Origin of the sequence: Escherichia sp. E2586 (assembly GCF_005781105.1) — a bacterium.
GTDB lineage: Bacteria > Pseudomonadota > Gammaproteobacteria > Enterobacterales > Enterobacteriaceae > Escherichia.
Genome location: NZ_VATN01000029.1, coordinates 38,660 through 63,192, shown reverse-complemented (window position 1 = coordinate 63,192; position 24,533 = coordinate 38,660). Strand labels below are relative to the sequence as shown.

Below are 24,533 nucleotides of genomic sequence, written 5' to 3'. Positions count from 1 at the left end.
TCATTGAACGGTGACTGTCACATTCAGCCCTGCCTGCCACGTTGCTGGTGTGCCCTCTGCCGGCAATCGCAGTTCAAAATCTGATATTTCAGAAGCATATGCCGCTGCAAGATTCATCACCCGACCGTCAGTCAGTACCCCCTGACTGATAACCTGTCCGTTATCCACCGCATTCATGCCATTGCCAAAATTCTGATTCATTAGTAACAGGGAAGAGAGCCGGGCTTTCAGCCCCTGTGGCAACTTTCCTGACTGTACATCCGTCACGCTCTGCTCACTGACCAGCGACATACCAGTAGGCATGGATACTCCCTCCTCCTGCCTGCCGGCACTGACTGCCATCCCCTGATTCAGGGTGAAAGAAAGCTGTCCCGACACATTTCCCGTCTCCGGATCACGTACTGGGACAGTGGCGCGAAAACGTTGCGCCGTAGTGCCACTACCTTCCTTTACGGCGAAAGGCTGTCCGTTACTGCTGAAGGTAATAAAGGGTGTAAAACCGGGACCACCGCGCTCAGCCACCTCATGCAAATGTCCCTCCAGAAATGGCAGTGCCCCTTTATCGCGCAAATCAAAAATAAGCTGTCCGCTCTCTATACGCGCATCGGCAGTATCTACTACCCAGGTCTGGTCGGGGGAACTTATCTGCCAGGTCCATTTCGGTGCTTCGTCAGTGACGAAACCATTAAACTGAATTTCTCCACCATCAACTATTTTTGCAAATAAAACACAGGGAAAGAATAAACTCACAAAAGAAACAAATATTTTGTTCTTACTTATCTGCATATTTCCACCACTAGATAGAGAATGACTTCTTCCCCTGAGAACAGGGAAGGGAATCATCCCTTCCCATAATATGAATAAGAATTACATATAAGTTACAGTGATCGGCAATTTGGCCGTCCAGTTAATATCCTTGGTGGCTGCCTCATTCAGGGTAACAGTAACTTGTTCGCCAGCCTGAATGCCCGCACCATAATATGCACTATATGAACGGGTCTTATCATCAAACTTTTGAACACCAGGAGCAGTTGGAGATACGCCCTGATTATCAAAATGCTCTGTTACACCAGGAATGATTCCGTCCAGAATAGCCAATAATCCATCACCAATCGGGGAAACTTTAGAAACTTCCTGAGGCACACCGCCAAAAAATGCATCCCCTGCCTTCTTAGCAACAGAACCCATTCGGCTACCCGGATATGTCACACCTTCCGCATGGTTTTTATAAGAAGAGTATCCAGCTGCATATAATTTTGTCTTTAATACACCAACTTCTTGATTCGTTACTTTATCCTTAACTGGGAGTGTAAAATCAGCCTTGTTTTCTTCAAAAGAATCCATAGCTACTACATTATCACCGTAATTAATCTGTGGCGTAATGCCCTGCTGACCATAAAATACTTCTACACTTCTGATCCCTAGAACAGGGATTGCTTTACTCGCGGTAAATACAGCCTGTTCCTCACCAGAATTAATATTCACACCGCCCAAATCACCAGAAGCACCAGAATAAACTTCCCATATATTTTTTGCAGCATCGACAGTAATGCTTCCTGATAATTCAAAATCATTCACTGCATCACTCCAGCTTCCGTCTGCAGCCATGACAGAACCAGACATTGCTGTAGAAACAGACACAACTAATGCAATCAGAGTCTTTTTCATAAAATGAATCCCTTAATATTTCACAAATAATAAACTGATTCGGCAATCTTTCTTCAGAATTACCGCAAAGCCTTCCTCATTTGTCTTATTTATACAAACATCTCTATTTCATTTAGAGCGCGCTCTTTTTTTGAAATGGCTTTACGTTACCTCCGATAAAATAGTAAATCCTTTTACCAGTCAGACTAATCCCAGACATATGGTCATAAACTCAGACTCTCTGGTTCGCGACCTTTTTCTGATATAATCTCAGTCCTCCACACGCAACTCTATCTGCAGATTTCCCCGGTAACTGACCGGTACTTCCAGCTCTGCCGGTGCATCCGTTCTTAACTCAACCAGCTTCTGCGCCTCAGGTACGGTTATCACCACATCCTCACCCTGCTGTCTGGTACTGAGTGCCACTCTCTTTCCGTCAACCATCAGGGCCGTCTTCAGGGTGATGCGGGCTTCCCCGTTATCCGGCAGAGCCTGTTTCATCGTGATGTTTGCCAGTCCGCCGGAGGCCGGGCGGCTTTCTGCATGCCGGATTATCAGCTCTGCAGGTAACGGGCTGTTACTGCCTGAGCGGTACAACACCGGGTCTGTCGGTGTGCGGGTCACCTTCACCACGCTGTTACCCACCACCTGACCATTCACCACCCCCAGATACTGCGTTTTCTCGCTGTATTCAGCGGCCAGTGCTGACTGAATACTGAGTGCACTCAGGACCAGGGCGACGACCATCATTGTTTTCTTCATTTATTACCCCTCTGTTCTGTATTTCGGAGGGCGGTTATTTTTTATCTGCTTTATCAGACAAATTAACTGACGAATCAGATACCTTCTGCCCGGAAGACGTTGGCGTTTTTTTCTGGTTAATCGTCCAGGTCTGCAGTTCACCGTAATCATTCAGAGAATCCACTTTCACCACATTTCCCTTCACCTGCACTTCATCACCCGGCATGAACATCAGCAGTTTCTGTGCTGTCTCGTTATCCGTGGCGATTTTCTTTCCGTTTCCGTCCAGCAGACTGCCAATCGCAAAAATGTACGGCGTGGTGTTCACCAGCATGGTTCTGCCATCCGGGCGGCTCTGCAGGCTGATGCCTTCTTCTGCCCCCTTGCGACCTTCAAGCAGTGCCTTCGGACGGTAGAACAGCTTCAGCTTCGTGCGCAGCGCCACTGCAATACCGCTGCCCTCCAGAGCCGGCGGAATATCCTGCAGGTTCAGCCAGTACACCGACTCTTTGTCCTTCGGCAGATGGTCCGAGGCCATGATGATACGCAGCGTCTGCTGACCATTCGGCTTCACCTTAAAGAAGGACGGTGTCACCACAAAAGTCGGACGGGTGTCCTTCTCCACGATATTGTCCACCCAGGCCTGGCCACCAAAGGTACGCTCCTTGTCATTGTTGGTGACCGTGATGGTCAGCGCATCCTTGTCCCCGCGAAAGATATAGCGGGTCTGGTCTGCCGCCAGGGAAGCCACTGCACTCTGACAGGTCATCATCAGCGCCAGAGTCATTCCCAGTGCTTTTGTCACCCGGTTAGTGAAAAACGTCGTTACTGCGTTACGCTTACTCACACGTAATCTCCTGTAGTTTCTCAGTATCCTGCAGTCTGACCGCAGGTATCCGGCACTGGCCCAGGGTGATATCACCCGGCGCATCCACCGTGTTAATCATCAGCACACCATTGTTAACTACAAAGCCCAGCGGTGTGTCCTTACTGTCACGTGCCCAGGTCCCCCCTGGCACAAACTCACCATCACGCTGCTTCACCTGCAGCAGGTAACGCTTAACTTTCAGGGCATCAAACGGCATCCAGACCACCGCCTTGTCCGTCGGCACCACCTTCTGACTGGTGTTCGTCAGTTCGGTGCTCAACGGGAGTGTGCCCGCATCAATCGTCACAGTGTTCCAGTCATAGCTGTTCAGCGGCACCACCAGGTTGCCGTCGCTGTCAGTCTGCCCGTCACCGGACGTCACCTTCACTCCGGGGGTATCCTTCACGTTCACCACGGCCACGGTGTCACCTGTAGTGCGGCTGAACATAATGTCCTTCGCAGCCGGTACAGCCAGAACCGAACCGCTGACAGATACAGAACCACTGGTTCCGCCGGACTGCGAGTGGTTCAGGGCACCATTCAGATAAGCCCGGTCACCGCTGTACGACGCATTCAGATAACTGCTCACACCACCACCGCTGTCACGCCCACCGCCCAGGCCATAGCTGAAACGGTCATTCAGCGAGCCGGACACGCCGGTGCTGAAGCCCGTGCCACCGCCTTTGCTGGTACTCACCGACGTACTGCTGCTGTAACGACGGTCAGACAGTGTGAACGGTACCGACACTGATGCCGATGCCGACCAGTTGTTTTCTCCCCGGGTGTTCCGTGAACCGGACCAGCCCAGGTTAAGACTGACGCCCTTAATCTGTGTGCTCAGGGTGCCGGTAATCCCCGTGTCCTTACCGTTGTCATCGCTGTATCGGTAACTCCCGGTCATGGATGCGGGGTAATAGCTCCGCTGCCAGCCGGACACCGACAGACTGAACAGTCCACCCACCGGCTGACTGACACCGGCATTCCATTCATCCTTCGTCCGGCGACCATGATTTGACTGTGACCACAGCTCTGTCGGGTCAAAGGAGGACATGTCCTCATATTCCTCACTCTGCCGTGACCAGCTCACCCGCAGCCCGGTGTTCGTCATCTCCAGTTGTTTACTCCAGGATAACTGCACCTTATTTCCGCTGCGGCTGCCGTCACGGTATTTTGCCGTGGCATAAGCCCCGTCAGCAGACACCGCCCCCAGGTAACTCAGCCCCAGAACAGCCCCGGCGCTGACGCCCTGCCAGTCCTGGTTAAACACCCCCCCGGTGCGCAGCGTCAGCCCGTCCAGGCCGTAACCGTATGACGCCGCAAACACACCGCCTTTCAGGTCACTGTCATCGTCAGGCAAACCGGCTGCCACACTGAACTCGTGTTGCCCCGGACTTAACTGCCCGGCCATCACCGACAACGGGAAGTTCTGTACCTGCTCGCGCCCGTCTTCACCGGTGATTTTCATGGTCACATCACCACTGGTATACAGCGGCACATCCGTGATGGAGAACGGACCTGCCGGCACCATCTCCGAATGCAGCAACCGCCCGTTCTGTGTCAGCGTCACCCTCGACGGCCCGTTCGCAATGCCGCTGAACACCGGGGTATACCCCAGATTGCCCGGCTTCATGCTGTTGTTCCGGCTCAGCGACACTCCGTATGTTCCCGTGCTGCCCAGCAGACTGTCCCCGGTGGATGTTTTTCCGACCGCCAGGTCCGCACTCAGTGCGCGGATAGCCCGGGTGGCCGTGAACATGTTTATCGAGGCGGAGTTATTCCCGCTGTCACCACCGCTGGCCGTGGCAGAAGAGCTCACCACCCAGCGCCCGATATTGGCTTTCAGGTCCGCTGAGCCAAAGGCCGAGGTGTTATTACGGCCGGTGTTGGCGTTCGCGTTATAGTTCACGCGAAATGCACTGGTCCCGTAATCCCAGTCCACATTCTCCGGCATCTTCACCAGCCCCTTCTGGGGAATGGACAGCGCCAGACTCTGGGTGGAAACATCAAAATCCACCTTCACTGACGGGGCTTTTGTCAGCACATAGCACTGTCGTGTGGCGTCATATCCCTCACGAAAGTAATCTGCACTGACGTAAATCCCGGCCTTCGTCAGCCATGCCTCTGTCAGACACAGTTCATTACTGTCCTGTGGTGTCACATCCAGTATCTGTTTCCCGGCCTCCTTCCCGTTCAGGGACAGGTCAACCAGATAACGCCCCGGCGCATAGCTGCCGTTCAGGGCTGCCCAGACTTCCGGATTAACCCCGGCACCGCCCTGGATAAAGGACATATCCAGTTTTTCACCTGCAATACCTGTGGCACTGGCAAAAGCAGCTGATACGGCAAGCGCAAGTGCGGCCCGACGGAAAAACACGGACGAAACCGGCCCTGCGACTGCCTTCTTTCCTGCACACACAATCCTTTTCTCCGTTACTGATACGTGACCACAAAGGTCAGCGCACCCGTGTATTCCCCCGCCTTCACGTTCGCCGGAAACACCGGCTGCGCACGAAAACGGAACTGCCCTTTAGCAGCAAATTCCACCGGATAATTCACCGAATGACTGTCCTGAGTCAGACGTCCGCGATAATCTGCCTGCACATCCACCGCACGCACATCCACGCGAATACCATCACCGGCACCGCGGGTGACCACGCCCCCTGCATCCAGCTGTCCCGGGTTACCAAAATCCAGGGTGGCGACCTGCCCTGCCTGAAAGGCTGAGCAGCCCTGAACCGTGGCACCAGACTCATACAGACGCACAGTGAAGTCACGCGGAGGCACAGACGCCCCCGTGGACTTGCGGTAAGTCCCGAATGTCAGCCGGCCACTGTTGCCGGTGCTGTCCGCATCCACCACCACATGACAGGCCGAAGCCACCACGTCAGCATTGAATACGGTTTTCTGAACAGCGGCGTGAGAAAACCCGCCCCCTGCCAGAAGCAGAAGAACTGAAAGCGATAATTTTTTCATGCGGCTGTTATCTCATTTACAGAATAACTATCTTGATACATATACAGTACACACCAAATCACTCTGTGCACTCGTTAATAAATGCACAGAACAACAATACTTACTGCAATTGGCAGAAAAAGCGCATTAAGTCAACCGCTTGTTCGAATAATATATATCGATATAAAAATAAGACACCAAAAAGCAAGAACACATCAGTTCAAGATTAAATGCTCCGCCTCAAATTCTTTTTTTTTTGCATCCACTCTTCTAACATCCCATGACTCATCAGGCATCATACAGTAATCGGAATTAATTTTATAAATAAGATCTTCGGTATGTTTAAATCTCTTTAAAGCCACTGAAAAATATGCAGGTGAAACGTCATTGCGAAGGCATGCTTCTTTTCTGCTAACTCCCATTACAAGAAAATCTCTCAAAGAAGCAATCACTTTGCTACTGTAAATAGGGGCTATTTCAATGATTAACTCAAAATAACCTTCTTGCATATATCTACCTTCTCAACGCCGCGCCCTAACTCAACTATTTCATTACATATATTGGAAGGGTTTCTATTTATTAAGACAAAAAACAAGGAATTTGTTTTTATTACAATTTACTATACTTCATACTAAAAAACACCACCAAGACGCTCTTTACCACCATAAAACCAAAAAACATCAGAATAAAATCCTGAAAAAGAGGTAAAAATCATAATTAACCGGATACAAAAAGAAGTTGCACATTCATGATCGCCATGTTTTTACGAAAAAAACTAAAAACAAAAAAATTTTATATCCATGCTCTACATACTTCCCTAGATTAAAGTTCCGTGCGATATCATACCCTGGCTTACAGTTGCATAAGAAACAGAGTGATATCTTGTATGTAATAAACTTTTGGCAGAGGAAAACTGATAATTATTGACTCACCTGCTCGAAGTCTGAAAAATACTATATCGACCTCGCCACCAACCACATCAGAGATTACAATATGCCTGATGAGCTGCATGCTGTAATCGCGACCAGTGACGCGTACATTATTGGAAATTCAAACTGTTATACCTGGCTGTTGAGAGGAACCGTCTTTATTTCGATTGTTAATAATTGAAAAGTGAATGTAAAATTCATGTTGTTATCTCTTGTTTTTTGTCCAGAATATTCAGTTCTGACAAAAAACTGCAGGACATCAAAAAATTGCAAGAATGAAATCTGAGAGGAGGCTCTCTATCTGTAACAGGAAAAGGAGATACTTCTGGTTAGCACGGCTACGCTGAAAACATTCTACTTACGAACCTGACGACAGAAGCTGGGGAATCACTTGCAGGTATATTTTTATCAATAAAAGCCTGCGTTCAGCATGTCAGTATGACATGGTTTGCTCCACCTGTAACACTAGCTAGATTAGTCGCTGCAGGTGGGGAACCCCACCAGTCTGAATGAAAAAATCAGACGAATCGTTGTAATTTCAGAAGAGGTACGCCGGCTCAACTGTTGCACATTCTGCATGAAGGACCGAAAGTATTATATCTCACATCGGGCCCATACGAAGAAGATATGTCCTCCACACTAAAAACATTGCTGATTCGTGTCGAATCTACAGCAGATATATGAAATGCGAGAGCGTTCAGAATTCTGTGTCACGTTAAAAATTCTACAGTGTCTCACGGTATTCAATCGCCCTTCAAAATAAATGGCTAACTGCGACAATGTCAAATTCCTGCTCTGGATGGGCATTGTCCATTTTTCCTGTACGTTAAAGTAGCTTCAACAGACTGTTTTCATTAGGGAGAGCACCTTTGGTTTTGGTCAGTTTCCTGAACTGATGATGTACCGATTCGATAGCATTTGTGGCGTAAATGATCTTGCGGATATTCGCCGGATAGCGGAAGTATACTGAGGTTTTCCCACTTGCGACGCCACGACTGGAGTACTACCGGATACTGCTGACCTCATTTCGCCTCCAGCTCATCCAGCATCGTTTCTGCCGACCCGCACGACACTGGTTTCAGGTCAGCCATGAACGCTTTGTGGTGTTTTGACTCCACATATTTTATCGAGTTGCGTATCTGGTGAATGACACACAACTGAACTTCTGTCTATGGATATTGCCTCCGGGAAGCCAGTTAGCCCGTCCACGCAGCCGATAAGGATATCTTCCACGCCACGGTTTTGCAGATCGCTTAATACTGACAGTCAGAAGTTCGCCCCTTCACTCCCGACAGATATAGACTCAGGACTTCCTTTTTGCCTTCCAGATTCAGCGCCAGCACCGTGTAAACGGCTTTGCTCTGGTTGCAGCCATTCTCCCGGATTTTATAGTGAATGGCATCCAGCCTGACGAAGAGATAAACCTTCTCCAGCGGGCGCTGCTACCTCTGTTTTAGTTTAGGGACGACTTCGTCCGTTACCGCGCTGATGGTGGCGGTTAAAACGCTGAAGGTAAGGGATTTTCAATCTCCCGACAGATATCCTGATAACTCATCCTCAGTGCAAACAGGCGAATGATCTTGCGTTCAATCTCGTCGGACAGCGTGGCCTGATACTTCTTCACAAGCTGTGGCTCAAAAGCTCCATTACGATCGCGCGGAGTTGCCAGTTCGAAAGTGCCGGTGAGAGCTTTAATGGTCTTTTTGCCTGAGGCTCCCACATTCTGAGCCAGATGGGATTCAGGTTCTGCAGACAGGCAGTCTTAGTTAACTGATTGATTAATGGCGTTAAGACACCATTTTTGTCCGTTAATGCCTGGCCGGACTGGAGTGCCTTAAGCGCTTTATTGAAATCGAAAGGTTGAGACATGTGTCATTCCTTCTTGATTGTATATTACTGGAATGACACAGAATTTCTAACACTCCCTGAAATCTACTCCACTTATCCGATGTCGCGCCAGCGGCATGAAAAACAGCACTCTGTAGTTAAATATGGCTATGCTGATTATCCTGCTAACCATCCTCTCAGACATGGAGGTTCTCACACAAAGCAAATTCCCCCCGAAACATTATCCCTTTAATGTATTTAACCTCATTTCATTTTATGGCCTAGATACATTGTTGCTCTCGTCGTTCTTCGTTCCGCACTATATTTTCCCTTTCCTGAAGTTTTATCTGATAGTATAGCTCCTGATAAACACTTCCCCCATACATCTGTCACACCTCTCGTGGTACAGCATTTTGTTATTTGCATGTGCGTTTTGATTTTCTCTTTTACATAAATATTCATAAATAATAAACAAATGCACATTTATCATGATATTAATAACCATGGCCTTTATTACATAAGTTATCAAAATCATAGTAACAAACCATGTCATCATACTGTAACAATGGTAATTAACCCATAGACATATATATGATTATGTACTCATACCTCCTGAGATTTCTATTTTTTAGAAATATTATTTTGACCTGCATCTACATTTCTTCAGTTCATTCCTCTCGCCAAATATTTTGCATTTCCTGATAAAAACGATCTTTTTAACCACCATAGCACCATTAAACAGAATTACAAACCACAAAACACAAATAAAAAAGAATACAACTCCAAATTGACGCGTTTTTATGGAATAAAAGATCGTTTTTATGTTTATTGCCAGCATAAAAGATCGTGATATCATTCCTTCTGTAACAAAGGTAGTTCACGTTTTTATGTTTTTATTTCTACCACGAAATATGTAGGTGAAGCATATGTTGCGGTCTGAAAACAGAGTGATGCCAGAAGGCAATTTTTCTGCACAAGAGCAAAATGTCTTTTACTCAGGATATAAAAGACGCAAACTACCTTCTGCCTCATTATCTGAAGAGCAGTTCTGGATGCTTATTGAAATCTCACCATTGTATAGTGAGAAAGTAATACGTGCACTTCACGATTTTCTGGTTTTTGGATATACGCGAAGGGAAGTCTGTAACAAATATAATGTTTCTTTAAGTTATTTCTCAATAGCACTGGGACGCATATCACACATAAATCACATCGTATCATCGCTGGTTTTGTATTACAGAGACAAACATCACACCACAAGGGGGTGAGCAAAAAGTTATTATAAAACAATAAATTATTACATTTTTACTGATTCATGGCTACCCATAATTGTTACTTGTGCGAGTCGCCACCATGAATTGTAAAACATGACAAATACATACTCCGCTTTATCAGAAATATTTTTGTTTATTCGGTGGGGAATTTTTAGTGCTTACAATATTACGCAGTTGTTTCTTCTGACATTATAACAGAACATCTGCTCATATATTGATTTATTATACAGCTAACATGCATGACAGATATGGTTTTACTTTGCTGTTGTCCTGAGGAGGCGACATATCTTTCCTTTATACATAACAAAGAAGGACAGATATGACGCATTCATCGAGCGTCAGCTTTATCGCGTTTATTACAGAAATAAACCTGGAGTTAATTAGTAATGAAAAAATTAATGATCGCTTCTGCAATTGCTATGACTATGGCAGCAAGTTCTGCAATGGCATCTCAGGGAGATGTTCAGTTCTTTGGTAATGTAACTGAAGTTACCTGTGACGTAACACCTGAAGTGGGTGGTTCTGTTTCCGATATAATTCAGCTGGGAACCGTAACCAAGAACGGTAAAGGAGTAGAAAAGCATATTAAGTTTAAGGCAACGAACTCTTCTGGTGAACAATGCTCTGCACTTACTGGCAAAACAGCAACATTCACCTGGACTGGTAATCTGGGTGAAAATGGAATTAATGCTCAGAGCGGGCTTGCTGATGATGCCTATGTCATCTTCACCCCAGTGAATGCAGCGTATGGTAACAGTCCAATCACTGCGTCTCAGCAAACTGCAACCTTTAATGCAGAAAATGCCACTACTGATGGTTTTAAATTTAAGGCCCAGTTGCAGGGTAAGGATAAAGTCGGTGACTTCCAGACTGCGGCAGCTTACGCGATTACTTATAAGTAATCTCTGAACCTATAATCTTTTATCCGGGAGTCAACTCCCGGATATCCCCATTTTCGGAGTATATGCTCCCAGGATATATTCAGAGATGAAGCAGCGTCGTCTTTTTAAATTATCTCTGTTGGCACTGAGTATATATTCTCATTTTAGTGTCGCGACAGAATTAAACCTGGATTTTATCCAGGGAACCAGTGTAATTCCTTCCATTATGAAGACAGACACTGCTCTGCCGGCAGGTCAGTACGTGGTTGATGTGCTTGTCAACAATGAACGAACCGGGCGTACGAATATTGTCATTACGGAAGAGGATGAAAAAAATAACCGTCTTTGCCTCTCCCCTGAATGGCTGGATAACGCCGGGGTGATGATGAAACAGGACGCTTATGATGATGTCTTTGACAAGGAAAAACAGTGTTATGTACTGACCCGTAATCCCCATACTAAAGTGGATTTTGATTACGGTGCACAGACATTAAAATTTAATATTCCTCAGGCGTATTTGCTGAGTAAAACAGACCCTGCACGCTGGGATTACGGCGTGAATGGTGGGCGCCTGAAATATTACGGTAACTTTAATAAAAACGTTCATGATGATGTGAATGCTTTCGGGAATTTTGATGCAGCCATCAACCTGGGGCGCTGGGTGTTATCCAGCAATATGAACGTGTCTCATGACAAGGATAAAACAGAATTCACTTCCAGTGACCTGACGCTTTCAACAGCCATCAGTCAGGTGCAGGGGGACCTGTTGCTGGGAAAATCACAGACCCGTACGGAGCTGTTTTCTGACTTTAATTTCTACGGAGCGGCACTTCGCTCTAACAGCAATATGCGCCCGTGGGAATCCCGGGGATATGCGCCAGATATCTCCGGGATTGCCTCCACGCCTTCCCGTATTACCGTGAAACAGAACGGATATACGGTCTATTCAAAAATGGTGCCGGCGGGGCCTTACCGTCTGGATGACCTGCGTCCGATGGGTAACGGCGACCTGGTGGTGACCGTTGAAGATGAAAGCGGAAACAAAACCGAACAGGTCTATCCGGTGACCACGCTGCCGACGCTGCTGCGTCCGGGTGAGTTCCAGTACAACGTGGCGATGGGTAAGAAGAACAACAGTAATGAACTGGACAAGGCGTTCCATTCTGACACCGGGTTGTTCTGGCTGGGCAGTCTGGACTATGGCTTCTCCACCACCACGCTGAACTCGGCATTTATTCTGAATGATGACTATCAGGCTGGCGGTCTGGGTGTCACGCAGATGCTGGGTGGTCTGGGGGCGTTGTCGCTCAGTGCGAACGTCTCGAAGGCCCGCTATGACAACGGGGAAGTGAAAACCGGGGAAAGCTTCAGTGCCAAATACGCCAAGAGCTTTACAGACCGGACCGACCTGCAGTTACTGACATACCGTTACCAGAGTAAGGGTTATGTGGAGTTTGCTGACTTTAATCCGAAAGATATCTGGCGGTATGCGCGCTATGGCGGTCAGCGTTCCCATTATGAAGCGCGTCTGTCGCACCGTCTTGACGACACATATCTGAGCGGCTCTTACTGGCGTCAGGATTACTGGATGCGCGAGGGCGCAGACACCGGCAGCACGCTCTCACTGAGTACGTCAGTTTTTGATTCAGTGTCCCTGTTCCTGAACGGGTCTTACTCAAAGTACACCTGGTCGGATAAGGCGGATTACTCCGTTTCATTGAGTGTGAGCGTGCCGTTTGACCTGAAAGGCACCCGTCATTACAACAGCAACAGCGTGGGCTATACCCGGACCGGTGGCACGACATTCAACACCAGTATGTCAGCAATGCCAACTGACCGGTTTAACTACAGCCTGAGTGCGAATGCCGGTTCGAAAGGTGACCGTGGTGCTTCTGCATCGGCCAGTTATGCGTTTGATGCCATACAGACCAACATGGGCGTGTCCCGTTCCTACAACAGGCACGGGAACAGCCAGACCAGTTTCTCCGGCAGCGTTTCCGGTTCTGTGCTGGGTACGACAGAAATCGGTCTGCTCTTTACCAAAGAGTCGTCTGACACGGTGGGTATTGTCAGCATTCCGGGCGTTGAGGGGGTTTCTGTTAACGGCTCCATGCCGACGAACAGCGACGGTAACACGGTGGTGTGGCTGTCTGAGTATTCAGAGAACAGCATCAACATCAACATGGATAACGTGCCGGACGATATGGAGTTTGAGACCACGTCATACAACGTGGTGCCGACCGAAAAAGCGATGGTTTACCGCAAATTCGGCTTCGAGAATGTGCTGCGTTATATCCTGCGTGTGAAGGATGCACAGGGCAACTACCTGACCGGCGGTGATGCGAAAACGGAACAGGGGCTGAATGCAGGGTTTATTTCAAACAATGGTGTTCTGCTGATGAACATGCTGGCTGAACCGAAAACGGTCAGCGTGAATACAGGGGACGGAAAACAGTGCCGTTTCTCCATGGCAGGACTGAAAGCAAATACCAACAAAGTTCAGGAGGTTCGCTGTGAATAAACTGGGTAAGGCAGCGCTGGCTGCCCTTCTTTCTCTCTCTTTCTGCAGCCAGTCCATGGCGGCGTTTGTGCTGAACGGAACCCGCTTCATTTATGAAGAGGGTAAGAAGAATGTTTCTTTTGAAGTGACGAACAATGCGGACAAGACCTACGGTGGTCAGGTGTGGATTGATAACACGAACCAGGGGAACGGTGTCTACATGGTTCCACAGCCGCCGTTCTTTAAGGTGTCACCCAAACAGAAACAGATTATCCGTATCATGAATACGGACAGCAATCTGCCGAAGGACCGGGAATCCCTGTTCTGGCTGAATGTTCAGGAAGTGCCACCCAAACCTGAAATGAAGGGAGTCGAAGGCAGCGTACTGGCAATCGCCATGAACACCCGCGTGAAGCTGATTTATCGTCCAGCCTCCATCAAAGACGGTCGCAAGGATGCGGAGAAGCAGCTGAAGCTGGAGCAACGTGGTAATGACACCTGGCTGAAAAACCCGACACCGTATTACATGGCTATTGTTAACGTGAAACATGACGGTAAGAGCGTCTCCCTCAGTGACAAAGTGATGAAGGACGTCTCACAACTTAAACCATTCAGCGATGTGAATCTGGGGAAAAAGGTAAGCGGAAAAATCAGTGTAGATGCTGTAAATGACTGGGGCGGAGTTCAGAACCATGAAATTCACTAAAGCTGTTCTTGCAGTACTGATGATAACGGTAATGACTGGTAACGGACAGGCTGCTTCCACCACCACGGCAACGCTTATGATTAATGTCACCTTCACCCAGCCAAGCTGTGACATTACTGTACCATCTTCATATAACCTAGGACTTCTGATACAGGGAGAAAAGAGGAAAGAACATCCCCCCCTGAATATCACCTGGACCTGTGGAGGTGATACACCACAGAAAACAGCACTGACGGCAACCATTATTTCAGGTGATGCGGAGGGAGATGAGAAAATTTATCTGATGACGGATAGCAGTCAGCGTACAGGTGCAACACTTTCTCTTAAGGAAAAGGCGACCGGTTCCATGGTAAAGCTGACCGGTAAAAATGGAGGGAATCCTTTCTGCAATGATGTAAAAGAAAGTACAGATATGCGCACCTGTACGTTAATACCGGTGACTGACGTTTCCCAGAGTGGAGCTTTGGGGATGGCATCAGCCAGACTGAAATTTGAAGTTGCGTATCAGTAATCCCACGGAAGTAAAACAGGTGGTGTGAAGATCTGCTGTTCATTATGGCTGAGACTCTCTGGTTTAAATCTCATTAGCGGCAAAGGCCCGTAGGTTGTACTGAGCTGGCAGGGCGTGTGATTTGATGCAACTGGGCTCACTTGAATAGTCCCTCATGCGAAAGAGAACCTCTGTGCACATCAGTTACGGTTTGAGATGCAGATTCGCAGGAAAGGATTGTCGAACAGGCGTCAGTGGGAGCAACGGCATGAGATACGATAGATGCTATAGGCAGAGCGCCAGATTCAGGCTGCTTTGTCTCTGCTGGATATAATTTGGAGTTAAATATGACAAAATTTTTTCTTGGTCTCATTCTTTTTCCACTCGGCGTAATTGCAGCCGATATAACTAACTCTGTCCAACCAGAAGATGGTGTTGAAATACCTGTAAAACTTGACGTCCGCAATCCGATAGCAGCAAACATCGAATCCGGGGGACTCGGGTTCACGCTGAATACCCGAAACCCTGACTACGTAGACGACACTTCTGATTACTACATTCTCAGATGGTACACCACGACGGATATCCCTGTCGTAAAAGTTAATGGGTATAATCTGAATGCTGAAGTTGCCAGTACTCACGACACTCTGTCCTGTCGCTGGATGAGCGTAAATCACATTCAGAGTGCTTCCACGGGTATTACTGCAAAAAATCTCTACCGCTCAGGTATATTTTATCAATCTAATATCCCCTTCTTAAACCTGAAATTCGATGGCATAAAGCCAGGACAGATACAATTAGGCTTCCATGCACCTTCAGCGACAGGTTTTGAACCCAATAATACCCGATTAGACTGTCAGCAAACTGTTACCTTACATGCAGGGAGTGTTACCGAAGAAAAAACAATTAATGCATACTTTATATTCCGACCCACAAGCGGTGGCACCTTGCGACTCGATAAAACAATACATAATTTGGTCGCTGGCAGTGATGGCTCATATGGGGATGTAATTAGACTGACAACTGATTCGCTGCCTGGAGATCTATTCTTCACCTCATCATCTCCCCTTACTCTGGCGGGTAATTATGGAACTAGCTGGAGTCTCAATGTACCAGGGACCGGCGTGGCACGTGAAATAACCTATCCATTGCAATTCTCAGGAACTATGCAGTCACCGGGGACAAAGACGATAACAATTAATATATCGCGTACTTATAAATGACATCCCGGCTTAATCCCGTCTGACAAACCAGTTACAGAACGGTAATCTGTTGGTTCTGGTTTTGAACCGGTTAATATCTAATCGCATGCGCACTTGGGGTAACTACGCTCCGGTAGACTGTTTCTCTCCCCACGGCAAGGCCTTTTCGAAGGCCTCCGGGCTGGCTCCATAGAGATGACTGTAGCATCGGGTACAGTTGTAGAGTATCACCATGGTTTATACGATAGTCATAAACTCCGCCACTCAACGTGTAGGAATCACGGATGAGTTCCAGCAGTCACTGGTTATCCTTATTCTCCAGCAGATACAGAGTTATGGAGCCGGGCATAAAATCCGGCACGCGCAACCTTCAGAACCCGACACATCGTAACGATTGACCATATTTCACGGAGATCGTTGATAAAGCGAGACTTCAGTCGAGCTCTCTTGCAAAGAACCGCCTGCCTTTTTCAGAATATCCCATTCTTCCTCAGTGCATTTTAGTAACGCTTTCAGCCATGAGAGAGCTTCTGTGCCCGGTCGGAGTCATTTTTTTCCAGCCAGCAACGCTGCTAACAGGTCGTTATGCATTTTCAGAGATTTAAGTTCACCAGTCAAAGTTGGTTTTGCTTCCCGCGAATCTGCTGCATCTCTGAGTGCTTTATCCAGCGCTGTCTGACGCGCTTTTAGTTCAGTATCAAGCCGTTTTTGCAGGTCTGCCTGTTGCTGCCGGTGCTGCTCTGCAGCCTTTTTTCCTGCCTTCTCTGATTCACCCAGCAGTTTCTCTGTCGCAGCCAGGCGTTCCCGTAGTTGAGCCAGTTCGACGGCCTGAGCCTGCTCTTCACACCTGCTTAAGCCGTCCGGGATTACCACCGCCACCACGGTTACGCAGCGCGAATCCGGTGATATTCCGCCCTTCGGCCTGTAATGCCAGACCTGCCTCAATAATCTGCTGTGGTTCAAATGTTGCCGGACGCATAAACCTGCTCCTGTTCTGGTGATTGTGCATTCATTACACACAACAACAAATAAACTAACAAACAAATAAACTAACTAAATACGTGACACCGTTACAGGATTTAGATTTTTTAACGACTAAATTTGTTGGTTTTTTGTTTTGACTTAAGTTGACAGATGCCGCGTCAGCGGCATGGAAGGCGGCACTCCGTTGTTTCATATGATACCGGAGTAAAACCGCCGAAGCCCGGCGTAAGCCGGTACTGATTGATAGATTTCGCCTATCCCATCCCTGCCCTGCTAAGCCATACCCACTTTCAGCCATCAGAGAGCTTCTGTGCGCGGTCGGAGTGGTCCCGACAAGGGTTTACCCGAAGTCGGGGCGTATCTCCGCGTTAGCGGGCCGTCAGGGCCGCTTACGAGCGTGTACTCAATACTTCCAGCCAGAAGACTGACAGCGACGATGATGCTTAGTTACAACATTCATAATTAAAAGCGACTCTGTTCCGGCCCTTAGGGCCGGGGCGGGGCCGCTTTTCAGTTGTGAGGGAGGGGCTTTGTGGTTTCAGTTCTGCGCGGAACCGGGGTTTTTCCGGGATTTATGTTTGTATGTTGTAATTAAACTGGCTCCGGATGGGGCCCGCCGCTTGAGGTGGGAGGTGCATATCTGTCTGTCCACAGGACAGGCAGTGAATAGGTTTTCTTTTTAAATGAATATAGTTAGGTAGTTTAAAGGAGATATAAACAGGTGTTTAAAAGATACATTGCACCCTGTAAGGCTGGCGGCTGGCGCTTTATGACATGAACGGTTGTAAGCTTATAGTGAAGTCCCTTGCAGTTAAATGTGGATAAGCAAAATTACCCGTCTGTGAGGCGTGTTTTGTATTAAAAACAGGGGGAACCGGATGCAGCAGAAGGTGAATGGTGAGGTTGTTTTTGTATAGGGTGCTGTTTTTTTGTGCACTGGCAGGCTTCAGGTGTGCGGATGCCTCCGGCGCGGGCCGGATTATTCAAAGGAGGTCACTTTCAGGGGGAAGCTGTGGCCAGCCGGCTGTAATTGCGGTTACGTGACAGAATCATGCGCTCCTTCACACGACGCTCCACTTCACGTTTTACCGCCTCACGACTGGCAGTGAAGCGCCCTTCCGCGATTTCGCGCGTCAGCTGCCGTTTCACCAGGGTGACAATATCCTGACGTTCCCTGTCCGCATCACGACGCGCACGGGCACGCTTTATTCCCCGGGACTTAAGCTCTGTCTGGTAACTGCGGAAACGCTCACGAACAAAACGCCAGGCTTTCGCTATCAGTTCATCCATGCCCAGGGTATCCAGCCCCTGCTTTTTGCGTTGTCTGTTTTCCCATTCCACGCGGCTGCGGCGTGCGGAAGCCACTGCCTCCTCAGACACATCGAGAGCAGCAAACAGTGCCAGTGTGAACGTGATATCGGTCGGAATGTAGCACCCGATAAGCGGGTCATATTCCGTCTGGTAGGTAATCAACCCCAGCTCTGACAGGAACGTCAGGGCACGGGTGGCACGGGTGATGGAGAGCTTTCCGGCAGCAGACTCCGTCGCCAGCCCGCACTCAATGGCCAGCGTGGTGATGGAGCACTGGACACGGTTGGCCAGCGGGTCATAGTGGAAACACAGCCCCTGCAGCAGCGCATCAATAGCCCGTCGACGCAGCACCGGTGGCATGCGCCGACGCAGTCCCTTCGAACGGGCATGCGCCACATGAATAGCGAAATCAAAACGGGAGGTGAAGCCCACCGCCTTTTCCATCAGTTTTTCGCAGAACTTCAGCGTTCCGGCACCTTCACGGGGTGTGAACACCGGATTCGGGTTCTTTACCTGGCGGTAATACGTTTGTTGAAGATCAGTCACACCATCCTGCACTTACAATGCGCAGAAGGAGTGAGCACAGAAAGAAGTCTTGAACTTTTCCGGGCATATAACTATACTCCCCGCATAGCTGAATTGTTGGCTATGCGGTTTCTTGTTAGCCCCGGTAATCTTCTTCGTCGCCAAACATAGAAAGATTATCGGGGTTTTTGCTTTTCTGGCTCCTGTAGAACCAGTTCCCTGCCACCTTACGGCGTGGCCAGCCACAAAATTCCTTAAACGATCAGCAATCTATCACTCACGCCTGAGATAAGCAAGAATGTGAATATTTACGAAGCCGCTCTGCGTTTCAGCTCTGATTCAATCAGTTTTTCAAGCATCTGCGCCTGGGTAATACCTTCCTCATCCGCCAGTTCACTCAGCCTGTCTTTTAACCGGGCCTGGATAACCGCATGAAAAGCCTTATGAGTGTTGCTTCTGCGAGCCAGAGAAGCTCTTTGCCTCTCTCTGGCCGGAACAGGGTTACCTTTCCGGTATGCACGCTTGGTGCCTGATGAGGAAGTCACTGCATTTTCTGTCTGCGACATCTCGCCTCCTCAATACTCAAACAGAGATCGTTTCGCAGAGGATACTACAGTTTTTTGAAATCAGCGACTTGAAAGTTGTGACGATGATCAGTGTTGGCGCACAAATCATGTCTGATTACGACCGTTTAATGTGATTTTGATAATGAAATGACTGAAAAGCAGGAAATGCCTTAACCAGGATGCCGGCCCCGGGTGGGACCGGCTGTTTCTGGCATTTCGGGTGTCTGCCCCTGAAATACCTCACACTTCCGGAAAGCGGGGACTTCCGTCCCCGCCCGGCAGCTTACTTCCGTGCTTCGTAGGCCAGAGTTACCTGCACCACTGTATTTCCCCTGTGAATATTCAGTTCACATAACCGTTCCCTGAATATCAGTGAAAAACACAACACCGTGGCGCACACGGCGAGCAACCCGATAAGGGCATACTTCGTCATAAACTTTGACCTCTCTGCAAGGAAGAGGCTACAATCAGTAGTGCAACGTACTTCATGCAGACCTCACGAGTTAATGGATTAACGAGTGGGGTCTTCGCATTTCTGGTACCTGCGTCTTGCCTGAACCAGAAAGGCTCAGACACCCGCAGCGATAGTACCACACTTCAGCCTGTCGGTTAATTATCTGATAACCTTAACAATCATCAGCATTTCCCGAATTGTTCCATATCTGTTTGTACGTAAAATCCCGTAATAAAAGATAATAACGATATCGTTCGTTATCTGTCAGATAGCTGTGAGTTTCTGTTTTTACTTATTTTACGAGAGTTGATAGTATGGTTAACGCAATTTATCTGGCCTATTTTCTTATCGCCATTCTTAATACATGGTTTCTGGTGCAACAAATTAAAACCAGAAAAACACTGGCTATATCCCATGAATCCTCAGCACTGTTAAAAGAAACCAATATTAACATCGGGCTTTCCGTATTAATTTATCTTGTTGATATTATGTTTGTATATATGACAAATGCCATTCACTAAATAATACCGGAAACGCCGGAAGCGGGGAAAACTTGCTTTTTCCCGTTTCCGGGGTTGGACAACTGAGCAACGCGAAGGCGTCAGGCAACGTTTGCCTCTGACGTATCCCATAAATTTATTACCAGACGCCCCGGAACCTGGCTCTTTGGCATCTTTTTACCACCTGATACAAAAACATCTGAAAATTTTATATTGATATTTGCCTTCTCAGTATAACAAAACAGATCGGATATTATATAATTAGCCTCCTGTGAGACAGGCGTTGCCGAGAACCTGTAGCCACTCACATTAAATTCGCAGGGATTATCAAACATCAGACCATGACTACCAAGCACTTTATCTGCCAGCTCTCGCTGTATTATGGCGGTGCTTCTTTTCAGAGTGGTTATTTCCTGTAAATAGTTTTCGGAAATGCTCTTCAGCTGTAATAACTCTTCTGATATAAAACCTGATTCCTCAGCCGTTTTTATATCCTGCAGAATTTTATTAATCATCCACTCCACGGAAGACTCAGACTCAATTATGGTATTGACAATATCAGCACACTGATAGCGTTTTTTCTCTTCAGCGTTCGGAGCATAACGACTGTTCAGCGTAACAATCCCATAATTCATAGTTCCTTCCCATGAATTATCTTCAAAAGTCATACTTATTCTCCAGTGAAATAACTTAGTGATATCTTTATTTTTGTTCCCCCATATTACCGGGAGAAGAACCACAATCAAAATAAGACAGGACGAATTCGTCAGGACAGATTCGTCCTGTAAGATGATTAACTACGGTTTATATTTGTGACAGATTAACGGCAGGCGTAATAACCACTCGGCCCGGACAGTTCGCTGACCGTACCCTGTGGCAGATAAAATGCCCGATAGTAAGTTCTGCCGTTGCTCAGAATTACAGTGGTGCTGCTGTACAGCCAGTTGCTGGCCAGTGATGTCCAGCCCGGATATTTCTGGAGTTCTCCCCACTCACTGATGATTCCGCTCAACTGCCCCTCCGTTGCAACCCTGGCGTTAAGTGCTTTACAGGAGTAAATCGCTGTTCCGTTGTAGTCACCACTCAGCCACTCCGATTTTGTCGCACTCTGTGCAAACCAGTTGCTGCCCATATTCAGGGTCACGGTCTGTCCGTCTGTATCCGTACCGGTCAGGGTGACGCCTGCCGGATTGCTTTTCACGGTCATGACATTGCCGTTAATGCTCACTGCCGGTGAGGATGCGGTCCAGGTGACTGTGCCGGCGGCATTCTCCGTATCGATGCGGAATTTTGCGCCCGGCCAGGTGTTGTCGGGGACACGCTTACCAAAGTTCTGACCATCTGCGCCGGTGGCATCGATGCCGGTGACGCTGCTGACTGTCAGGGCAGGCATGACCGTGATGACAGGGGCTGTGTACTGCTGACCATACGCGTCAGCGGTAATGGTGGCCGTTCCGGGCGTGGTACTTTCCCACGTCGTGGTGGTACGGCCCTGTGCATCCGTTGTTCCCTGTGTCTGCCAGAGGTTGCCACTGTCAGCATGCCAGTCCACACGCTCGCCACTGACAGGATTGCCTGCGGCATCCGTCAGCGTCAGGGTGACCGTCTGTTTGCTTCCCGGATAAACACGCTCTTTTTCAACCGTGATGACACCACGGACGGTACGGGTGAAGGTGACAGACTGTGCACTGACCGCTCTGCCGTCCACGGTGGCATTAACCACGGCCTGTCCGGCCTGCGTGCTGGTCAGCGTTACCGTGGCTTCGCCCTGTGCACTGGTTGTGCCCTGCAGGGTCGAGAGTGTGCCCAGGTCAGTGCTCCACTGCACGGCTTTGTCCTTCACGGGCTGACTTGCCGCGTCACGCACGTTCAGGGTGTACGTGATGGCGTCGTTTCCGTCTGCCACAGCGGTGGTTCTGCCGGCCTGCAGGGTGAGATACAGCTGCTGTGTGAAGCTGACGCGGGGCGCATTCACTGTGGTGGTTGTACCGTTCAGGGAAAGCGATACCTGTGCATTACCGGCCTGTGTACTGGTCAGGGTGGCAGAAGCGGCACCGGCAGCATTCGTCACCGCGTCCTGCTGTGAGAACTGCCCGTTGTCTGTGTGCCAGGTGACAGCCTGCCCGGCGACCGGAATGCCGGCGGCATCCCGGATGACAGCGGTCAGAATGATGCTGTCCTGGCCGTCGGCAACGGCGGAGGTTTTGTTTACCACGATGGTGGAATCCAGGTGGTTTTCAAACGTCACCGGGGCGGCACTGATGGTGGTGCCGTCCACGGAGGCATTCACCACAGCCTGTCCGGCACGGGTGCTGGTCAGTTGCACAGACAACTGACCGTTCTGGTCGGTGGTGCCCTGCGTCCGGCTCAGTTGCCCGGCCGTGGTGGTGAATGTGACGTTTTTCCCTGAAAGGGGCTTACCGTCAGTGGTTTTCAGCGTCAGGGTGTAGCTGACTGCCTCCTGACCATCGGCCAGCGCCCGAGTACGGTCAGCCAGCAGCTCTCCCTGCATGGCGGCAACGAAGGTCACATCAGCCGCTTTTGCCGTCTGGTTACGGGTGGTGGCCGTAACCCGGATAATACCGGCAGTCTGACTGGTCAGGGTGGCTGTGGCCACACCGTCAGCGTTCGTGGTGTTCTCACCATTCAGCGTGCCGCCGTTGTGTTCCCAGCGTACAGCCTGTCCGCTGACCGGTTTTCCGTCACTGCCCGTGACGGTCAGGGTGTAGCGCACACTGTCCGCACCGTCTGCAGTGGCCGTGGTTTTATCCGTACTGACAGCCAGTTGCTGCTGCACTGCCGGGGACACCAGAATACGGGTGCGGGCAATATCAGAGAGGTTGCCACGGGTATCCCGTGCCCTGCCGGAGAGCGTGATGCTCTGACGGTCAGATGACCAGGCGGGTAACTGGAGAGTGATTTGTTGCCCGTTATTACTGATAACTTTCCCGCCAGCCTGACGCAGTTCTGCGTCGTCAAGCTCGATACGGGACAGCCCGTATTTTGCGTTTACCTGTGGTGTCAGGGTGACGGTCGTCAGCTCTGCACCGTACACATCCGGTGGCAGCTGCAGGGTAATCAGCGTCTGCTTACGATATTCCAGCACCACATCATTGTTACGGTTCACCAGTTCCAGGCGGTTAGCGGCCAGTGAACGTTGTGCACCCACCCGGCTGCTGTCCAGCTGATGCGCCAGCGGTTCACCGATACGGTATGTCAGACCGAGGTTCAGGCGGGTGTCGTCAGCCCCGTTTTTGCCCCGGCGGTAATCGACGCCAGTGGTCAGCAGCGGAAACGGCGTCCAGGTGACACCGGCAGTGATGGCGTGAGGATTTTTCTGGCGTTCAGACTCACCGAACAGCGCCACTTCATTCCCGTAATACTGTTCGTAAACCAGCTTACCGCCCAGTTGCGGCCAGGCAGGCAGCCAGCCTTCGGCACGGATATCCCAGCCGTCAGCCGGACGCTCGTCGTAATCGGTAACGGTCGGGGACTGTCGCCAGTCAGACAGACGTTTATATCCGTTGGCGGATACTTTAAGGTAATCACGCCAGGCTTCCACGCCAATCCCGTAGCGGCGGTTGGTGTTGCGCCAGTCCACGTCATAAAACACGTTGTATCCCAGCATCCAGCCGTTATCCGTGAAGTAACGGTGGCCAAGTCCGGCATTGGTGGTGAATCGTCCGTCGTTATCCCGCATCCCGAGCTGGGTAAACAGCATGTTCTTCGGGGTATTGTAAAACGGCAGCAGCACATCGAGCGACGAGCCTTTCAGGGAGAAGTCACTGTCCACGTTCAGCTGCGTTTTCGCCGTACCGAACTGGTTCAGCCACTGCGTGACCGCATCTGCTGCCTGCCCGGAAGCCTGGCTGGTCAGCAACTGGCGGGCAGCATCACCGCTGTTGCTGCCCTGCAGCACACGTCCGGCCTCCATCGCCGTCTGTGCCACAGACTGCTCATCAGCCTGAAAGACACCGGCAAATGCCGGGGAAATTTGCGCAAAGAACTGCACGGCCACCATTGAGTAGCCAATAGTTTTCTTCATTTCTACACCTGCAGATATTACGAATGGAGTTTTATATAAAGACGGGACAGAAACATTATTTGCTTTCGCGACATTTATTTAATTTCCCCTTCCACCTTCTGCTTTTCACAAATAATCTCCGGCACATCCAG

Annotated in this window: 20 protein-coding genes and 4 pseudogenes; 8 read left to right on the top strand and 16 right to left on the bottom strand. The window is 49.2% G+C overall.

Annotated elements, in window-relative coordinates; genetic code table 11:
• The 8 genes and pseudogenes from faeH to FEK50_RS22070 form a co-directional block, all read right to left on the bottom strand.
• Entirely contained in the window at positions 1-786 is a 786-nt protein-coding gene (gene faeH, locus FEK50_RS22105) for a F4 (K88) fimbria minor subunit FaeH (protein WP_131161782.1), read from the bottom strand.
• 81 nt (positions 787-867) lie between these two features.
• Entirely contained in the window at positions 868-1,668 is an 801-nt protein-coding gene (locus FEK50_RS22100) for a hypothetical protein (RefSeq protein WP_131161755.1), read from the bottom strand.
• Between the two features lie 249 nt (positions 1,669-1,917).
• A complete protein-coding gene (gene faeF, locus FEK50_RS22095) occupies positions 1,918-2,409 on the bottom strand; it encodes a F4 (K88) fimbria minor subunit FaeF (protein ID WP_131161754.1) in 492 nt (163 codons plus the stop codon).
• Between the two features lie 34 nt (positions 2,410-2,443).
• The gene (faeE, locus tag FEK50_RS22090) at positions 2,444-3,235 is read right to left on the bottom strand and encodes a F4 (K88) fimbrial chaperone FaeE (RefSeq protein WP_131161753.1); all 792 of its coding nucleotides are present in this window, start codon (positions 3,233-3,235) and stop codon (positions 2,444-2,446) included.
• On the bottom strand, positions 3,228-5,630 hold the full coding sequence (gene faeD / locus FEK50_RS22085; RefSeq protein ID WP_131161752.1) for a F4 (K88) fimbrial usher FaeD: 2,403 nt from the start codon (positions 5,628-5,630) through the stop codon (positions 3,228-3,230). The genes faeE and faeD overlap by 8 nt, the downstream gene beginning before the upstream one ends.
• A gap of 56 nt (positions 5,631-5,686) precedes the next feature.
• Entirely contained in the window at positions 5,687-6,229 is a 543-nt protein-coding gene (locus FEK50_RS22080; protein ID WP_131161751.1) for a type 1 fimbrial protein, read from the bottom strand.
• Positions 6,230-6,423: 194 nt separating this feature from the next.
• The gene (locus tag FEK50_RS24755) at positions 6,424-6,717 is read right to left on the bottom strand and encodes a PapB/FocB family fimbrial expression transcriptional regulator (protein WP_131161750.1); all 294 of its coding nucleotides are present in this window, start codon (positions 6,715-6,717) and stop codon (positions 6,424-6,426) included.
• A gap of 1,161 nt (positions 6,718-7,878) precedes the next feature.
• Positions 7,879-9,006 (bottom strand): annotated as a pseudogene (locus FEK50_RS22070) (IS256 family transposase); the annotation flags it as partial.
• Between the two features lie 884 nt (positions 9,007-9,890).
• Between FEK50_RS22070 and FEK50_RS22065 the strand changes: the two are divergent.
• The 6 genes from FEK50_RS22065 to FEK50_RS22040 all read left to right on the top strand — a co-directional run bounded on the left by FEK50_RS22065 (position 9,891) and on the right by FEK50_RS22040 (position 16,038).
• Positions 9,891-10,232, top strand: coding sequence for a PapB/FocB family fimbrial expression transcriptional regulator (locus FEK50_RS22065; RefSeq protein ID WP_346478048.1), 342 nt, complete (start codon positions 9,891-9,893; stop codon positions 10,230-10,232).
• 392 nt (positions 10,233-10,624) lie between these two features.
• A complete protein-coding gene (locus FEK50_RS22060; RefSeq protein WP_131161749.1) occupies positions 10,625-11,140 on the top strand; it encodes a fimbrial protein in 516 nt (171 codons plus the stop codon).
• Positions 11,141-11,225: 85 nt separating this feature from the next.
• Positions 11,226-13,640 (top strand): PefC/AfrB family outer membrane usher protein, encoded by a 2,415-nt coding sequence (gene pefC / locus FEK50_RS22055; protein WP_131161748.1) that lies wholly within the window; start codon positions 11,226-11,228, stop codon positions 13,638-13,640.
• Entirely contained in the window at positions 13,633-14,325 is a 693-nt protein-coding gene (locus FEK50_RS22050) for a fimbrial chaperone (RefSeq protein ID WP_205712941.1), read from the top strand. The genes pefC and FEK50_RS22050 overlap by 8 nt, the downstream gene beginning before the upstream one ends.
• A complete protein-coding gene (locus tag FEK50_RS22045; protein ID WP_240780264.1) occupies positions 14,312-14,836 on the top strand; it encodes a F18 fimbrial protein FedE in 525 nt (174 codons plus the stop codon). Before FEK50_RS22050 ends, FEK50_RS22045 begins: the two co-directional genes overlap by 14 nt.
• 326 nt (positions 14,837-15,162) lie before the next feature.
• Positions 15,163-16,038 (top strand): hypothetical protein, encoded by an 876-nt coding sequence (locus FEK50_RS22040; RefSeq protein WP_131161746.1) that lies wholly within the window; start codon positions 15,163-15,165, stop codon positions 16,036-16,038.
• Between the two features lie 193 nt (positions 16,039-16,231).
• Here the strand turns inward: FEK50_RS22040 and FEK50_RS22035 are convergent.
• The 4 genes and pseudogenes from FEK50_RS22035 to tap form a co-directional block, all read right to left on the bottom strand.
• A pseudogene (locus tag FEK50_RS22035) lies at positions 16,232-16,551 on the bottom strand (IS3 family transposase); the annotation flags it as partial.
• 291 nt (positions 16,552-16,842) lie between these two features.
• Positions 16,843-16,996 (bottom strand): annotated as a pseudogene (locus FEK50_RS24605) (hypothetical protein); the annotation flags it as partial.
• 1,004 nt (positions 16,997-18,000) lie between these two features.
• Positions 18,001-18,858, bottom strand: coding sequence for an incFII family plasmid replication initiator RepA (repA, locus tag FEK50_RS22015; RefSeq protein WP_131161745.1), 858 nt, complete (start codon positions 18,856-18,858; stop codon positions 18,001-18,003).
• Positions 18,851-18,925, bottom strand: a complete 75-nt coding sequence (tap, locus tag FEK50_RS22010) for a RepA leader peptide Tap (protein ID WP_001365705.1) — start codon at positions 18,923-18,925, stop codon at positions 18,851-18,853. Before tap ends, repA begins: the two co-directional genes overlap by 8 nt.
• Positions 18,926-18,985: 60 nt before the next feature.
• Between tap and FEK50_RS24800 the strand changes: the two are divergent.
• Positions 18,986-19,124: pseudogene (locus tag FEK50_RS24800) on the top strand (replication protein RepA).
• Positions 19,125-19,145: 21 nt separating this feature from the next.
• Here FEK50_RS24800 and FEK50_RS22000 read toward each other — a convergent pair.
• Complete coding sequence (locus FEK50_RS22000; protein ID WP_097452575.1) at positions 19,146-19,403, bottom strand: replication regulatory protein RepA; 258 nt, start codon at positions 19,401-19,403, stop codon at positions 19,146-19,148.
• 283 nt (positions 19,404-19,686) lie between these two features.
• On the bottom strand, positions 19,687-19,836 hold the full coding sequence (locus FEK50_RS21995; protein WP_001312851.1) for a Hok/Gef family protein: 150 nt from the start codon (positions 19,834-19,836) through the stop codon (positions 19,687-19,689).
• A 335-nt stretch (positions 19,837-20,171) separates the two neighbouring features.
• Between FEK50_RS21995 and FEK50_RS24335 the strand changes: the two genes are divergently transcribed.
• Positions 20,172-20,378, top strand: a complete 207-nt coding sequence (locus FEK50_RS24335; RefSeq protein WP_033549320.1) for a hypothetical protein — start codon at positions 20,172-20,174, stop codon at positions 20,376-20,378.
• 80 nt (positions 20,379-20,458) lie between these two features.
• On the opposite strand, the gene FEK50_RS21985 is transcribed toward FEK50_RS24335, so the two are convergent.
• The gene (locus tag FEK50_RS21985; RefSeq protein ID WP_131161744.1) at positions 20,459-21,025 is read right to left on the bottom strand and encodes a hypothetical protein; all 567 of its coding nucleotides are present in this window, start codon (positions 21,023-21,025) and stop codon (positions 20,459-20,461) included.
• A 152-nt stretch (positions 21,026-21,177) separates the two neighbouring features.
• A complete protein-coding gene (locus tag FEK50_RS21980) occupies positions 21,178-24,402 on the bottom strand; it encodes an inverse autotransporter beta domain-containing protein (RefSeq protein WP_131161743.1) in 3,225 nt (1,074 codons plus the stop codon).
• Positions 24,403-24,533 lie beyond the last annotated feature (131 nt).

Bases quoted from the DNA above. Each gene is read 5' to 3' on its own strand.
- faeH (WP_131161782.1), bottom strand. From the start codon at position 786: ATGCAGATAAGTAAGAACAAAATATTTGTTTCTTTTGTGAGTTTATTC.
- FEK50_RS22100 (WP_131161755.1), bottom strand. From the start codon at position 1,668: ATGAAAAAGACTCTGATTGCATTAGTTGTGTCTGTTTCTACAGCAATG.
- faeF (WP_131161754.1), bottom strand. From the start codon at position 2,409: ATGAAGAAAACAATGATGGTCGTCGCCCTGGTCCTGAGTGCACTCAGT.
- FEK50_RS22080 (WP_131161751.1), bottom strand. From the start codon at position 6,229: ATGAAAAAATTATCGCTTTCAGTTCTTCTGCTTCTGGCAGGGGGCGGG.
- FEK50_RS24755 (WP_131161750.1), bottom strand. From the start codon at position 6,717: ATGCAAGAAGGTTATTTTGAGTTAATCATTGAAATAGCCCCTATTTAC.
- FEK50_RS22065 (WP_346478048.1), top strand. From the start codon at position 9,891: ATGTTGCGGTCTGAAAACAGAGTGATGCCAGAAGGCAATTTTTCTGCA.
- FEK50_RS22060 (WP_131161749.1), top strand. From the start codon at position 10,625: ATGAAAAAATTAATGATCGCTTCTGCAATTGCTATGACTATGGCAGCA.
- pefC (WP_131161748.1), top strand. From the start codon at position 11,226: ATGAAGCAGCGTCGTCTTTTTAAATTATCTCTGTTGGCACTGAGTATA.
- FEK50_RS22045 (WP_240780264.1), top strand. From the start codon at position 14,312: ATGAAATTCACTAAAGCTGTTCTTGCAGTACTGATGATAACGGTAATG.
- FEK50_RS22040 (WP_131161746.1), top strand. From the start codon at position 15,163: ATGACAAAATTTTTTCTTGGTCTCATTCTTTTTCCACTCGGCGTAATT.
- FEK50_RS22000 (WP_097452575.1), bottom strand. From the start codon at position 19,403: ATGTCGCAGACAGAAAATGCAGTGACTTCCTCATCAGGCACCAAGCGT.
- FEK50_RS21995 (WP_001312851.1), bottom strand. From the start codon at position 19,836: ATGACGAAGTATGCCCTTATCGGGTTGCTCGCCGTGTGCGCCACGGTG.
- FEK50_RS24335 (WP_033549320.1), top strand. From the start codon at position 20,172: ATGGTTAACGCAATTTATCTGGCCTATTTTCTTATCGCCATTCTTAAT.
- FEK50_RS21985 (WP_131161744.1), bottom strand. From the start codon at position 21,025: ATGACTTTTGAAGATAATTCATGGGAAGGAACTATGAATTATGGGATT.
- FEK50_RS21980 (WP_131161743.1), bottom strand. From the start codon at position 24,402: ATGAAGAAAACTATTGGCTACTCAATGGTGGCCGTGCAGTTCTTTGCG.